At 64.1% G+C, this 12883-nt stretch carries 14 protein-coding genes; 9 read left to right on the top strand and 5 right to left on the bottom strand.

From position 1 onward, the window contains the following. The first annotated feature begins 33 nt into the window (after window positions 1-33). The 7 genes from IVB36_RS17570 to IVB36_RS17540 all read left to right on the top strand — a co-directional run bounded on the left by IVB36_RS17570 (window position 34) and on the right by IVB36_RS17540 (window position 8521). Window positions 34-1386: an MFS transporter gene (locus tag IVB36_RS17570; protein WP_247392566.1), complete on the top strand. Its 1353-nt coding sequence runs from the start codon at window positions 34-36 to the stop codon at window positions 1384-1386. A 123-nt stretch (window positions 1387-1509) separates the two neighbouring features. Continuing rightward, window positions 1510-2415, top strand: a complete 906-nt coding sequence (locus IVB36_RS17565) for a LysR substrate-binding domain-containing protein (protein WP_247392564.1) — start codon at window positions 1510-1512, stop codon at window positions 2413-2415. A 125-nt stretch (window positions 2416-2540) separates the two neighbouring features. Beyond that, entirely contained in the window at window positions 2541-3485 is a 945-nt protein-coding gene (kdgD, locus tag IVB36_RS17560; protein ID WP_247392561.1) for a 5-dehydro-4-deoxyglucarate dehydratase, read from the top strand. Between the two features lie 25 nt (window positions 3486-3510). After that, entirely contained in the window at window positions 3511-4854 is a 1344-nt protein-coding gene (gudD, locus tag IVB36_RS17555; protein WP_247392559.1) for a glucarate dehydratase, read from the top strand. A gap of 17 nt (window positions 4855-4871) precedes the next feature. After that, entirely contained in the window at window positions 4872-6320 is a 1449-nt protein-coding gene (locus tag IVB36_RS17550; protein WP_247392557.1) for an aldehyde dehydrogenase family protein, read from the top strand. Window positions 6321-6449: 129 nt separating this feature from the next. Beyond that, window positions 6450-7991, top strand: coding sequence for a galactarate dehydratase (gene garD, locus IVB36_RS17545; protein ID WP_085383954.1), 1542 nt, complete (start codon window positions 6450-6452; stop codon window positions 7989-7991). Between the two features lie 275 nt (window positions 7992-8266). Further along, window positions 8267-8521: a hypothetical protein gene (locus IVB36_RS17540; protein ID WP_247392555.1), complete on the top strand. Its 255-nt coding sequence runs from the start codon at window positions 8267-8269 to the stop codon at window positions 8519-8521. A 55-nt stretch (window positions 8522-8576) separates the two neighbouring features. On the opposite strand, the gene IVB36_RS17535 is transcribed toward IVB36_RS17540, so the two are convergent. From IVB36_RS17535 to IVB36_RS17525, 3 genes are all read right to left on the bottom strand, one after another. Beyond that, entirely contained in the window at window positions 8577-8933 is a 357-nt protein-coding gene (locus IVB36_RS17535) for a hypothetical protein (RefSeq protein ID WP_247392553.1), read from the bottom strand. Window positions 8934-9312: 379 nt separating this feature from the next. After that, window positions 9313-9915: a DUF2147 domain-containing protein gene (locus tag IVB36_RS17530; protein ID WP_204511761.1), complete on the bottom strand. Its 603-nt coding sequence runs from the start codon at window positions 9913-9915 to the stop codon at window positions 9313-9315. Between the two features lie 115 nt (window positions 9916-10030). Further along, window positions 10031-11059, bottom strand: coding sequence for an NAD(P)/FAD-dependent oxidoreductase (locus tag IVB36_RS17525; protein ID WP_007612390.1), 1029 nt, complete (start codon window positions 11057-11059; stop codon window positions 10031-10033). A gap of 180 nt (window positions 11060-11239) precedes the next feature. On the opposite strand from IVB36_RS17525, the gene IVB36_RS17520 reads away from it, so the two are divergent. Further along, a complete protein-coding gene (locus tag IVB36_RS17520) occupies window positions 11240-11707 on the top strand; it encodes a thioesterase family protein (protein ID WP_085357942.1) in 468 nt (155 codons plus the stop codon). A 12-nt stretch (window positions 11708-11719) separates the two neighbouring features. Here the strand turns inward: IVB36_RS17520 and IVB36_RS17515 are convergent, their stop codons facing one another. Together IVB36_RS17515 and IVB36_RS17510 are read right to left on the bottom strand one after the other, a co-directional pair. Then, window positions 11720-12040, bottom strand: coding sequence for a 2Fe-2S iron-sulfur cluster-binding protein (locus tag IVB36_RS17515; protein ID WP_045008721.1), 321 nt, complete (start codon window positions 12038-12040; stop codon window positions 11720-11722). A gap of 166 nt (window positions 12041-12206) precedes the next feature. Beyond that, entirely contained in the window at window positions 12207-12551 is a 345-nt protein-coding gene (locus IVB36_RS17510) for an Hpt domain-containing protein (protein ID WP_247361752.1), read from the bottom strand. A gap of 28 nt (window positions 12552-12579) precedes the next feature. Here IVB36_RS17510 and IVB36_RS17505 point away from each other — a divergent pair, with 28 nt between their 5' ends. After that, complete coding sequence (locus IVB36_RS17505) at window positions 12580-12834, top strand: hypothetical protein (protein WP_247392551.1); 255 nt, start codon at window positions 12580-12582, stop codon at window positions 12832-12834. Window positions 12835-12883: the final 49 nt, after the last annotated feature.

Genomic DNA, 12883 nt, shown 5'->3' with positions numbered 1-12883 from the left:
GGGGAAACGTTTCGAGTTCTAAGGAGGCGCGCAATGAGCGCAGTGATGTCCGCAGCGGATGTGAGAAGGTCTCGCGTCAGGCTGTTCATCGTGACCATGTTGTTCCTGGTCACGACCGTCAATTATGCCGACCGCGCCACGTTGTCGATCGCGGGGCCCGCGCTCTCCAAGGAGCTGCACCTCGATCCCGTCGCGATGGGCTACATCTTCTCGGCGTTCGGATGGTCCTATGTGATCGCGCAGGTGCCGGGCGGTTGGCTGCTCGACCGCTACGGCTCCCGCCTCGTCTATGCCTTCAGCATCATCGTCTGGTCGCTGTTCACGACGATGCAGGGCTGGGTCGGCTTCTTCAGCGCCGGCACCGCGATCGTCGTGCTGTTCGGCCTGCGCTTCCTCGTCGGCATCGCCGAAGCGCCGTCTTTCCCCGCCAACGCCCGCATTGTCGCGGCCTGGTTTCCGAGCAACGAGCGCGGCACCGCCTCTGCGTTCTTCAATTCCGGGCAGTATTTCGCAACCGTGATCTTCGCGCCGTTGATGGGCTGGATCGCGCACGACTACGGTTGGCGCTATGTGTTCTTCGTGATGGGCGCGCTCGGAATCATCATGGGCCTGGTCTGGATCAAGACCGTCTACGGGCCGAAAGAGCACCCCGGCATCAACGAGGCTGAATTCGACTACATCAAGGACGGCGGCGCGCTGGTCGATCTCGACGCGCCCAAAGACGATCTGAAGCAAGAGCGCGCGCCCGAGGCCGGCTCCGGGTGGGACCACATCCGCCAGCTGCTTTCCAACCGCATGATGCTCGGCGTCTATCTCGGCCAGTACTGCATCAACACGCTGACCTATTTTTTCCTGACCTGGTTCCCGGTCTACCTCGTGAAGGAGCGCGGCCTGTCGATCCTGCAAGCCGGCTTCGTCGCGACGCTGCCGGCGCTGTGCGGCTTCATCGGCGGCGTGCTCGGCGGCGTCATCTCCGACGCGATCCTGCGCAAGACCGGCTCGTTGACGATGGCGCGCAAGATCCCGATCGTCGGCGGCATGTTGCTGTCGATGTCGATCATCGCCTGCAACTATGTCGACGGCCAAGCGCTGGTGGTCGGCTTCATGGCGCTCGCCTTCTTCGGCAAGGGCATCGGCGCGCTCGGCTGGGCTGTCGTCTCCGACACCTCGCCGAAGGAAGCCGGCGGCGTCTCGGGCGGCCTGTTCAACACCTTCGGCAACCTCTCCTCGATCAGCACTCCGATCGTGATCGGTTACATCCTGGCCGCGACCGGCTCCTTCAACGGGGCGCTGATATTCGTCGGCGCCAATGCGCTGGTGGCCGCATTCGCCTATCTCGTGGTTGTCGGCAAGATCGAGCGCGTGGTGCTCAAACGTTCCTCCTGAGGGCTCCCCATGGGAGCTTGACCAGGCAACTTAACGGCGGCTTCACGGCCGCCGTCTTTGTTTTGGGAGTAATCGATGCTAGAAGCGCCGGGGAAACGCCTTATCCATCTAAGGCATGTATCGATGTTCGACCTCAACCAGCTCCGCTGTTTCGTCACGGTAGCGGAGGAATTGCATTTCGGCCGCGCCGCCGCACGGCTGAACATGACCCAGCCGCCGCTGTCCCGGCAGATCCAGGTGCTCGAGCACATCATCGATGCGCCGCTGCTGGAGCGTACCAGCCGCTCGGTGCGCCTGACGCCTGCCGGGCGCAGCTTCCTGCCGGAAGCGCGGCGCATCCTGAAGCTTGCGGAAAGCGCCTCGCAGGTCGCCCGCCGTATCGCGCTCGGCAAGTCCGGCTCGCTGAAGATCGGCTTCACCGCGGCCGCCGCCTACGGCTTCCTCCCCGAACTCGTCGCCGCCTGCCGCGCCAAGCTGCCCGAGGTGGACTTCTCGCTGAAGGAGATGGTGTCGGGCGACCAGTTCGAGGCGTTGACCTCGGGCCAGATCGATGCCGGCCTGCTCAGGCCCCCGATCGCGCGCCCCGAAATCGCCAGCCGCCGCGTCGTCGCCGAGCCCCTGCTCGCCGCGATCCCGAAAAAGCATCCGCTGGCGAATGCCGAGACCATCACGATCAAGGATTTCGACAACCAGCCCTTCGTGATGTATTCGCCCTATGAGAGCCGCTACTTCCACGACGTGCTGGTGGCGCTATTCACCCGCGCCGACATCCTGCCGCGCTATGTCCAGCACCTGAGCCAGATCCACTCCATCCTCGCCATGGTGCGCGCCGGCCTCGGCCTCGCCATCGTGCCGGCGGCGGCCGCGAGCCTGAAGATCGCGGACGTCCGCCTGCGGCCGCTGAAGCTGCGCACCCGCGTCCCGGTCGAGTTGTTCATGGTCTGGCGCCGCGACGACGACAATCCGCTGCTCTCGGCGCTCGTCAAGATCGCGAGCGAATTGTCCTCGGCGGAGGTGATGGAAGATTGATGCTGATTTCGCATTGGTCGATATAGGCTTTGGCTTGGACCCGCATCGAAGGGTCTCCTAAACCACGGTCGCATGGACGCGCAGCCTTTGCGTCCTCCACAACACGAGACCAGGGAGCAGCGCCCATGAGCAAGATGACCCCGCAGGAAATGGCCCAGAAGATCGGATCCGGCCTCCTCTCCTTCCCCGTCACGCCGTTCAAGGCGGATTACTCCTTCGACGATGCGACCTACCGCGCCAACATGGACTGGCTGTGCGGCTATGACGTCGCAGGCCTGTTCGCCGCAGGCGGCACCGGCGAGTTCTTCTCGCTGACGGCGGCCGAGGTTCCGCAGGTCGTCAAGATCGCCGTGGATGAGACCAAGGGCCGCGTGCCCGTGCTCGCCGGCACCGGCTACGGCACCGCCACCGCGCGCGAGATCGCGATCGGCGCGGAGAAGGCGGGCGTCGACGGCTTGTTGCTGCTGCCGCCCTATCTCACCCATGCCGAGCAGGACGGCCTTGCTGCCCATGTGGAAGCGATCTGCGCCTCCGTGAAGATCGGCGTCATCGTCTACAACCGCGACAACGCCATCCTCCAGCCCGATACGCTCGCCCGCCTCGCCGAACGCTGCCCGAACCTCGTCGGCTACAAGGACGGCATCGGCGACATCGAGCTGATGACCCGCGTCTACACCAAGCTCGGCGACCGCCTGACCTATATCGGCGGCCTGCCGACGGCTGAGACCTTCGCGCTGCCCTATCTCGACATGGGCGTGACCACCTACTCTTCGGCCGTATTCAACTTCGTTCCGGAATTCGCCACCAACTTCTACGCCGCCGTGCGCAAGCGCGACCACGCGACGATCCACGCCGGCCTGAAGGATTTCATCCTGCCGCTGATCGCGATCCGCAACCGCAAGAAGGGCTATGCGGTCTCGATCATCAAGGCCGGCATGAAGGTGATCGGCCGCGATTCCGGCCCCGTCCGCCCGCCGCTGACCGATCTCACCGAGCAGGAGATCGCGGAGGTCACGGCGCTGGTGAAGAATCTGCCCGCCATCCGATCGTCACAACAGGCTGCAGAATAACAAACGACACAGGGAGGAGCCTGCGATGGCCAACACCGAGATCACTGGCGCACCGGTCGTCACCGCGATGCAGGTGATCCCGGTCGCAGGCCGTGACAGCATGCTCCTCAATTTGAGCGGCGCGCATGCGCCGTTCTTCACCCGCAACATCGTCATCCTCACCGACAATGCCGGTCACACCGGCGTCGGCGAGGTGCCTGGCGGGCAGAAGATCTGGCAGACACTGCAGGAAGCCCGTGATCTCGTGATCGGCAAGACCGTCGGCGCGATGAACAACATCCTCGCCGATATCAGGACCGCCTTCGCCGATCGCGATGCCGGCGGCCGCGGCAAGCAGACTTTTGATCTCCGCGTCATGATCCACGCCGTCACGGCCGTGGAGTCCGCGCTGCTCGATTTGCTCGGCCAGCATCTCAACCTGCCGGTCGCAGCCCTGCTCGGCGAGGGCCAGCAGCGCACCAGCGTCGAGACGCTGGGCTATCTCTTCTTCGTCGGCGACGGCCGCAAATCCAAGCTCGACTATGTCGGCGGCGAGACCGGCAAGGCGGAATGGTTCAACCTCCGCCATCAGGAGGCGATGACGCCGGAGACCGTGGTGCGGCTCGCGGAAGCCACCCACGACCATTACGGCTTCGCCGATTTCAAGCTCAAGGGCGGCGTGCTGCGCGGCGAGCAGGAGATCGAGGCCGTCACCGCGATCGCCAAGCGCTTTCCGAATGCGCGCGTGACTCTGGATCCGAACGGCGCATGGTCGCTCGACGAGGCCATCAGCCTCTGCAAGGACATGCACGGCATCCTCGCCTATGCCGAGGACCCCTGCGGCGCCGAAGGCGGCTTCTCCGGCCGTGAGATCATGGCCGAGTTCCGCCGCGCAACGGGCCTGCCCACCGCGACCAACATGATCGCGACCGATTGGCGGCAATTGTCCCATGCGCTGCGCCTCGGCGCGGTGGACATTCCGCTGGCCGATCCCCATTTCTGGACCATGCAAGGCTCGGTGCGCGTGGCCCAGACCTGCCGCGACAACGGCCTGACCTGGGGTTCGCACTCCAACAACCATTTCGACATCTCGCTCGCCATGTTCACCCATGTCGGCGCCGCCGCCCCCGGCAAGGTCACCGCGATCGACACACACTGGATCTGGCAGGACGGTCAGGCCCTGACGAAGGAGCCGCTCCAGATCAAGGCCGGCAAGATCGCGGTGCCGGATAGGCCGGGCCTGGGTATCGAAATCGACAGGGCCGCCATCGACGCCGCGCATGACCTCTATAAGCAGCATGGACTCGGCGCCCGCGATGACGCTATTGCCATGCAGGACCTGATCACCGGCTGGACCTTCGACGACAAGCGTCCTTGCCTGGTTCGTTAAAAACTCTGGAGGAAGCTATGACTGCGATCCTGAAGAACTTCATCGGCGGCGAATGGGTCGATGGCTCCGCCGTCACCAAGAACATCAACCCCTCCAACACCAACGACGTCGTCGGCGAATACGCCAAGGCCGACAAGGCCCAGACCGAGAAGGCGATCGCAGCCGCCAAGGCCGCCTTCCCCGCTTGGGCGCAGTCGACACCCCAGGCGCGTTATGACGCGCTGAACAAGATCTCTCTCGAAATCATCGCCCGTAAGGAAGATCTCGGCCGCCTGCTCGCCCGCGAGGAAGGCAAGACGCTGCCGGAAGGAATTGGCGAGGTCGCGCGCGCCGGCCAGATCTTCGCATTCTTCGCCGGCGAGGCGCTGCGCATGATCGGCGAGAAGGGCGCTTCCGTCCGTCCCGGCATCGACGTCGAGCTCACCCGTGAGCCGATGGGCGTCGTCGGCATGATCACGCCCTGGAATTTCCCGATCGCGATCCCGGCCTGGAAGATCGCGCCGGCGCTCTGCTACGGCAACACCGTGGTGTTCAAACCTGCCGAACTGGTGCCGGGCTCGGCGCATGCGCTGTCCGAGATCATCACCCGCTCCGGCATCCCGTCCGGCGTGTTCAACCTCGTTGTCGGCTCGGGCTCCGTGGTCGGCCAGACCCTGATCGAGCATCCCGACGTCGCCGCGATCACCTTCACCGGCTCGGTGCAGACCGGCCGCAAAATCGCGCAGGCCTGCGTGACCTCGAGCAACATGAAGAAATTCCAGCTCGAGATGGGCGGCAAGAACCCGCTGGTCGTGCTCGACGACGCCGATCTCAAGACCGCCGTCGAAGTCGCCGTCAACGGCGCCTATTTCTCCACCGGCCAGCGCTGCACGGCGTCCTCGCGCCTGATCGTCACCGAAGGTATTCACGACCGTTTCGTTGCGGCGGTGACCGAGCGCCTGAAAGGCCTCACGGTGGACGACGCGCTCAAGGCCGGCGTGCATATCGGCCCGGTGGTCGACCAGAGCCAGCTCGACCAGGACCTGCGCTACATAAAGATCGGCCAGGACGAGGGTGCCAAGCTCGCCTGGGGCGGCGAGTTGCTCAAGCGCGAAACGCCCGGCCACTACCTCCAGCCGGCGCTGTTCACTGAGGCCAACAACAACATGCGCATTTCGCGCGAGGAGGTCTTCGGCCCGGTCGCCGCCGTCATTCGCGCCAAGAACTACGAGGAGGCGCTCGCGATCTCCAACGACACCGAGTTCGGCCTTGCCTCCGGCATCTGCACCAGCAGCCTGAAATACGCCTCGCACTACAAGCGCAACAGCGAGTCCGGCATGGTGATGGTCAATCTGCCGACGGCCGGCGTCGACTATCACGTGCCGTTCGGTGGCCGGAAGGGTTCGAGCTACGGCGCCCGCGAACAGGGCTCCTATGCCCGCGAGTTCTACACGACGGTGAAGACCGCCTATACCTATCCCGGCTAACCACGGGCAAGATATCGTAGGGTGGGCAAAGCGAAGCGCGCCCACCGCTTACGTTCGGCACGAAGCATGGTGGGCACGGCGCTTTGCGCCTTTGCCCACCCTACGACTTGAGTTTCCGAGGTAAAGCAGATGGACCAGTCAGTCGCAGCGAAAGAGCAGCCTCGCTACATCAAGCTCAACGAGCGCGACAACGTCGCGATCGTTGTCAATGATTTCGGGCTTCCCGCCGGCTCCCGCTTCGCCAGCGGGCTGACGCTGCGCGCCTTCGTGCCGCAGGGACACAAGACGGCGCTGGTCGACATCCCGCAGGACGCCCCGATCATCCGCTATGGCGAGGTAATCGGCCATGCGCTCGCGCCGATCCTGGCCGGCGAATGGGTGGACGAAGCGCGCATTCGTATGCCGGAGGCCCCTGCCCTCGACAAGCTGGAAATCTCCACCGCCGTTCCCGCGCCGCTGCCGCCGCTCGAAGGTTTCACGTTCGAAGGCTTTCGCAATTCCGACGGCTCGGTCGGCACCAAGAACATCCTCGGCATCTCCTCCTCGGTGCAATGCGTCAAGGGCACGATGGAATATGCGGTGAAGCGCATCCGCGCCGAGCTGCTGCCGAAATATCCGAATGTCGACGACGTCGTGCCGCTGACGCATGCCTATGGCTGTGGCGTCGCCATCAACGCGCCTGATGCCGTGATTCCGATCCGCACGCTGCAAAACATCGCACAGAACCCGAATTTCGGCGGCGAGATCCTGGTCATCAGCCTCGGCTGCGAGAAGCTTGCGCCCGAGCGTCTGGTGCCGGAAGGCGTCAGCAATGCCATCGTGCGCATGCAGGACGAAGCCTTTGACGGCTTTGGCGCCATCGTCGAGGCAATCATGACCCAGGCAGAGGCCCGCCTCAAGATCCTCAACAAGCGCACCCGCGAGACCTGCCCGGCCGCCGATCTCGTCATCGGCCTGCAATGCGGTGGCAGCGACGCGTTCTCCGGCGTCACCGCGAACCCTGCGGTCGGCTTCGCCGCCGACCTGCTGGTGCGCGCCGGCGCCACCGTGATGTTCTCGGAAGTCACCGAAGTGCGCGACGCGATCCAGTTGCTCACGCGGCGCGCCATCAACGAGGACGTCGGCCGCGCGCTGGTCCGCGAGATGGCCTGGTACGATTCCTATCTGGCCCGTGGCGGCGCGGACCGCAGCGCCAACACCACGCCCGGCAACAAGAAGGGCGGCCTCGCCAACATCGTCGAGAAGTCGCTCGGCTCGATCGTCAAGTCCGGATCAAGCGCGATCACCGGCGTCCTCTCGCCCGGCGAGAAGGCGACGCAGAAGGGCATGCTGTTTGCGGCAACGCCGGCGTCCGACTTCATCTGCGGCACGCTCCAGCTCGCCTCCGGCATGACGCTGCAGGTGTTCACAACGGGCCGCGGCACGCCTTACGGCCTTGCGGCTGCGCCCGTGATCAAGGTCGCGACTCGAAGCGAGCTGGCGCGACGCTGGAAGGACCTGATCGATTTCGATGCCGGCGGGATCGCCACCGGCGAGAAGACCATCGAGGAGACCGGCTGGGACCTGTTCCGCCTGATCCTCGACGTCGCCAGCGGCCGCACCAAGCCCTGGTCGGATCGTTGGGGCATCCACAACGATTTGACGCTGTTCAATCCGGCGCCAGTGACCTGAGCGCCGCGCGCGGACGCTGCCTCGCCGCGTGGATGCATTGGTGCCGTTTCGGGACGTGGGGCACCGACGCGTCACCGCGCGACCACTCCCGCGAAACCGTCCGGAAACATTGGCGCGGAAAACTTCCTTCGCGCTTCGTCGCTCGACATCACGCAATCAAATAGATCAGCGACCGCGATCTAATGGTCGCATACGAGCGAACCTGTTGCGGCATCGCCGCGACCTAACCTCCGATTGCCACTTCTCACGGAGATTTTCCAAAGCGCGTTCTTTCGATGATTGCCGTTGCCGCAGCGATGATTGCCAACTCGTCAGGCGCGTTCGCCGGCGAGCTTCCCTCTTACGAAGTGACGTCGTTTCCGATCTCGGCGACGCAAGTCCAGGTGCTCGGCGGCGCGGGCGTCGAGGAGCAGTCGACTGCGCCCGCGATGATCGTCGCCGGCATGCCCGCCTCGCCCGCGCAGATGTCGGTGCTGTCGCCACGCGTGAAGCGGCTTGCGAACGTCAGCGCGAACAACGAGGCGCGCTAAGCCTCGACGCCATTCCGGGTTCGACGCTGCGCGTCGCCCGGGATGACGTTTCACTCTACGTCATGCTGCCTGGCATGAAGCAGCGCACCCGCGGATGGCCGTCGGTATAGTGCTTCCACACCATGGTGCGGCCGATCTTGTTCGGCTCGGTGATGACGGCGCCGTCGGGCACGACCACCCATTCGCCGTCGAGATGCACGCGATAACGGCCCTTGTCGGATTCCCGGTCCACGTCGGCGACCATATAGCCGTCGGCATCCGAGCAGCATTGGCCGTATTCGCTGTGCAGGCTCTCGAACCAGGGTTTTAATGGCGAGTTGGCGTAGCGCCCGTCGTCGCGCGCCATCATTGGGGCCGTCAGCAGCACCGTCAGGACCAGCAGCATGGCGGCACACGATATTGCACGTCTCATGTCGTCTCCGCGGATCGAGATCATCGCCGCGGGGCGATAGCTGCCGTCCGCCTTCCGCGACTCGGCGAAGGCGTCAAGGACGGCGACTCATCCCCCAACAGCTTTGCGGATAGCTATGCAAATCCGGCGCCACCGCGCATTCCGGGGAACTACTGGCGCGCGTCCGGCACGCATTGGTCTTTCGACGGGTATGACCGCTGCTCGCGCGCCAAGTTCTCCGCTGTCTCAGCCGGCCGCATGCGCGATTGCGCACGGGGTCCACGGACACCGCGCAAGAACACCGAGAGGCTGCGGCGTACTGGAGTCCCCGCCTTCGCGGGCAATGACGGCGGTGTGTGGAGCTACGGAAGTTCAGGCGGCACAGCGCGTGACGTAGACCCTACTGCTTCGGCACCGGCGCCATCATCGCGCCGCCCTTCTTCGCCGCGGGCACGGGCACGGGCTTGGTCGCGGCGGTTGCTTGCGCCGGGAGATATTTGGCGACGATGGCGGGATCGACCTGCGCGATGTTGGCGTCGGGAAGACGCGTCCAGGTCTCGTCCTTGCCGAACAGGGAGATGCCGAGGAAACCGCGCATCGTCAGCGTCTGCCCATCCGGGCTGACCGTCATCTTGGCCTTCCAGATGTTGCCGTCGCGAGGATTGACCACGTTGCCGCCGTCATATTTCAGGCCGTCGCGCTTCATGTCGCGGATGAAGGAGAGCCCAAGCACCGGCGCGTTCTTGCGATCGTCCGTGCATTTCGCGCAGACCTCGTTCGGGTCGTCGCCGGGCCTCGGGAAGGTTTTTGCGATGACTCCTTCGAACACACCGTTGTGGTCGATGAAGAGAAACCATCCCACCGTCTTGCCGTCTTCGACCTTCTGCCAGAGGCCTGCGGCGGTCGGCTGCTGCACTTGCGCCACAACCGGGCTCACCGCACCGAGCGTCATCGCGAGCGCGAGGAGCGAGAACAGCCGAAAGCTGGAAAAGAGAGTCCGCATTATCATCACCTTGCTGAGCCAATCGCCTTGCTAAGCCGCCAACTGCAATGGCCGCAGACTACGGCGATTTCGCGAACTGTTCCAGCACCAGAACATGGGGCATCGCCCGCCGCCATCAGTTGACGCCGAGCTTCTTTTGCAGGCTGGAGGACGATGTCGTGTACTGGAACACGAGCCGCTTCTCTGGATAGACGTAACGATGGGCTTTTTGCGACATCAGCGCACCCTCGTGGAAGCCGCACAGGATCAGCTTGATCTTGCCGGGATAGGTGTTGATGTCGCCGATCGCGAAGATGCCTGGCACATTGGTCTCGAACGCGGATGTCTCGACCGGCACCAGATTGTTCTCCAGCGCGATGCCCCAGTTCGCGACCGGACCGAGCTTCATGGTCAGCCCGAAGAACGGCAGCATGGTGTCGCAAGTAATTTCGCTCACGCTGTTGTCGTTGCCCTTCACGGTGGCGCCGCTCAGCTTGCCCTCGCTGCCTGACAGCGCGGTGACCTGGCCGAGGCGCAGATCCATCTTGCCGGCAGCGACCAGCGCGCGCATCTGCTCGACGCTGTGGGGGGCGGCGCGAAAATCGTCGCGACGGTGCAAGAGCGTGATGCGCTTGGCGATCGGATGCAGATTGAGCGTCCAGTCGAGCGCGGAATCGCCGCCGCCCACGATCAGCACGTTCTTGTCGCGGAACGTCTCCATCTTGCGCACGGCGTAGTGCACCGAGCTTCCTTCATAGGCTTCGATCCCCGGCACCGGTGGACGCTTGGGCTGGAACGAGCCGCCGCCGGCAGCGATCACCAGCACCTTGCATTCGAACACCTTGCCGGCGTCCGTGGTGCAGCGGAACAGCGGATCGCCGATTTTCTCGACGGTCTCGATCATCTCGCCGAGATGGAAGGTCGGATGGAACGGCTTGATCTGCTCCATCAGCGCGTCGGTGAGGCCCTGCCCCGAAACCTGCGGAATGCCGGGAATGTCGTAGATCGGCTTTTCCGGATAGAGTTCTGCGCACTGGCCGCCGACCTTGTCGAGGATGTCGACGAAATGCGTCTTCATGTCGAGAAGGCCCAGCTCGAAGGCGGCGAACAGACCGCAGGGGCCGGCACCAATAATCAGCACATCGGTTTTGATCGCGTCGCTCATGTCGTCTCTTTATCGGTCGTTCGGTGGGACGGCGCCCTTTGGGCCGAGGTGACCCTGCCTGTCTAGCCAACGGGGATGGATCAGGGAAGGCATAAAAGCGGGAGCGCCCCGCGGCCGCGCCCACTTGCCGGGTCAGGATAACTGGGCTGTAACCAGCAACGATATGACGGAGATCAATCGGTGAACGCACCAAGTCGCCTCGATACGACGCCGCGCCTGGAGGACTACCCTTTTCGCCTCAGCGACAATGTCCGCTTCGGCGATCTCGACCCTAACCAGCACGTCAACAACGCGGTCTACGCCACCTATTTCGAGACCGGCCGTGTCACGCTGATGAAGCTCCCGGAATACGGCCTGACGCCGCCCGGACTTGCCTGGATCATGGTGCGGCTCGACATCCATTTTCGCGCGGAGCTGCATTGGCCGAACACGATCGAGCTCGGTCTCGGCGTCGTGAAGCTGGGACGAACGTCGGTAACGTTCGAGCAGGTGGTGTTTTCGGAAGGGAAGTGCATTGCATCGGCGACATCGGTCGCCGTGATGATCGACGAAGCGTCGCGCCGGCCGACGCCACTGATCGCGGAAGTGCTTGAGAAGCTCAGCCCCTGGCACAAGCGCGGCATCCAGGTCGCGCCGCCGAGCACATGATAGCTAACAGAGTTAGGCTTGGCGTTCCGGCGTCGCCACCACCAGGCCGTCGAGCTCGTCGGAGACCTTGATCTGGCAGGACAGGCGCGAGTTCGGGCGCACGTCGAAGCCGAAGTCGAGCATGTCCTCTTCCATCGGCGTCGGGCTGCCGACCTTCTCGCGCCACGCTTCGTCGACATAGACATGGCAGGTGGCGCAGGCGCAGGCGCCGCCGCATTCGGCCTCGATGCCGGGAATGCTGTTGCGGATGGCGGCTTCCATCACAGTCGCGCCGTTCTCGACGTCCACCGTACGGGTTTCGCCCTTGTGATCGACAAAGTGGATTTTCGCCATGTGTGCTCGTGCTGCCGCGATCTAGGGAATGAAGGAGGGTCCGGGCTGTCCTATAACGGGTCGGTCAGCCCGGCGCCATAGCGTTTTGATGAAGTCGCGAATACCGCTTCGCGGGAAGAAGACCCGTCAAAACAAAAGACTACAGCACGGTTCTGGCCCTGTCGGCTTAAGGATTCAGGATCGCCTCGATGGCGGCGCGAGCCTCGGTCACCGCCTCTTTCAGTGCGGCGAGGGCGTGAGGCCGGCCCTGGCCGGTCTGGATCGCGGTCTCCAGGCTGGCTGCGGCGTCTGCCACAGCAAAGGCGCCGATCCCGCGCGCCGAGCCCTTGAGCTTGTGGGCGAGTGCGCCGGCCTCGGCCGGCAGCGCTGCCATCGCCGCGATCAGGCGGACCGCCTGCTCCGCAAACATCGCCAGCACTTCCTGCTCCAGCTCTGAATCGCCGAGCGTCATGCGGGAGAGATGATCGAGGTCGAGCGGGCTGTCGATGGGTGCAAGCGGGGGCGAGGGCATCCAGTCCATCCGTCGCAGTTCAGGTATCATGGCGCAGGCCCCGGCATCGCGCGATGTCCGCCGGTCCGGCGGTCAAGTTCCCTCCACCCAAGCACGGAAATGGTTAACGAAATGTTCCGGCCGTTTTGCGCAAATCTGCCTGTTTATTGACGAAAAGTTGCCGCAATCCGGCGAGTCCGGTGGAGAATTGCATTTATTGCTAAGGCCTTACGGCGCGATCCTGTTAACGATGATTAAGAATGTCTTAATCGCGGGCATTTCATTCGCGACGCTCTGCCAATAGGATGTTGGAGAAATTGGCGGACAAGCCATCCGGGTGGGGATGGCTCGGA

Source organism: Bradyrhizobium sp. 35 (assembly GCF_023073215.1).
In the GTDB taxonomy this organism is placed as follows: Bacteria; Pseudomonadota; Alphaproteobacteria; order Rhizobiales; family Xanthobacteraceae; genus Bradyrhizobium; species Bradyrhizobium canariense_D.
The sequence above is the reverse complement of the archived record's forward strand: the minus strand, read 5'-3'. Positions and strand labels throughout refer to the sequence as shown.

What these genes read in the sequence shown, in the direction of transcription:
- IVB36_RS17570 (WP_247392566.1), top strand. Translation starts at nt 34, where the DNA reads ATGAGCGCAGTGATGTCCGCAGCGGATGTGAGAAGGTCTCGCGTCAGG.
- IVB36_RS17565 (WP_247392564.1), top strand. Translation starts at nt 1,510, where the DNA reads ATGTTCGACCTCAACCAGCTCCGCTGTTTCGTCACGGTAGCGGAGGAA.
- kdgD (WP_247392561.1), top strand. Translation starts at nt 2,541, where the DNA reads ATGAGCAAGATGACCCCGCAGGAAATGGCCCAGAAGATCGGATCCGGC.
- IVB36_RS17505 (WP_247392551.1), top strand. Translation starts at nt 12,580, where the DNA reads ATGGCGCAGGCCCCGGCATCGCGCGATGTCCGCCGGTCCGGCGGTCAA.
- IVB36_RS17510 (WP_247361752.1), bottom strand. Translation starts at nt 12,551, where the DNA reads ATGCCCTCGCCCCCGCTTGCACCCATCGACAGCCCGCTCGACCTCGAT.
- IVB36_RS17525 (WP_007612390.1), bottom strand. Translation starts at nt 11,059, where the DNA reads ATGAGCGACGCGATCAAAACCGATGTGCTGATTATTGGTGCCGGCCCC.
- IVB36_RS17540 (WP_247392555.1), top strand. Translation starts at nt 8,267, where the DNA reads ATGATTGCCGTTGCCGCAGCGATGATTGCCAACTCGTCAGGCGCGTTC.
- garD (WP_085383954.1), top strand. Translation starts at nt 6,450, where the DNA reads ATGGACCAGTCAGTCGCAGCGAAAGAGCAGCCTCGCTACATCAAGCTC.
- gudD (WP_247392559.1), top strand. Translation starts at nt 3,511, where the DNA reads ATGGCCAACACCGAGATCACTGGCGCACCGGTCGTCACCGCGATGCAG.
- IVB36_RS17530 (WP_204511761.1), bottom strand. Translation starts at nt 9,915, where the DNA reads ATGCGGACTCTCTTTTCCAGCTTTCGGCTGTTCTCGCTCCTCGCGCTC.
- IVB36_RS17550 (WP_247392557.1), top strand. Translation starts at nt 4,872, where the DNA reads ATGACTGCGATCCTGAAGAACTTCATCGGCGGCGAATGGGTCGATGGC.
- IVB36_RS17515 (WP_045008721.1), bottom strand. Translation starts at nt 12,040, where the DNA reads ATGGCGAAAATCCACTTTGTCGATCACAAGGGCGAAACCCGTACGGTG.
- IVB36_RS17535 (WP_247392553.1), bottom strand. Translation starts at nt 8,933, where the DNA reads ATGAGACGTGCAATATCGTGTGCCGCCATGCTGCTGGTCCTGACGGTG.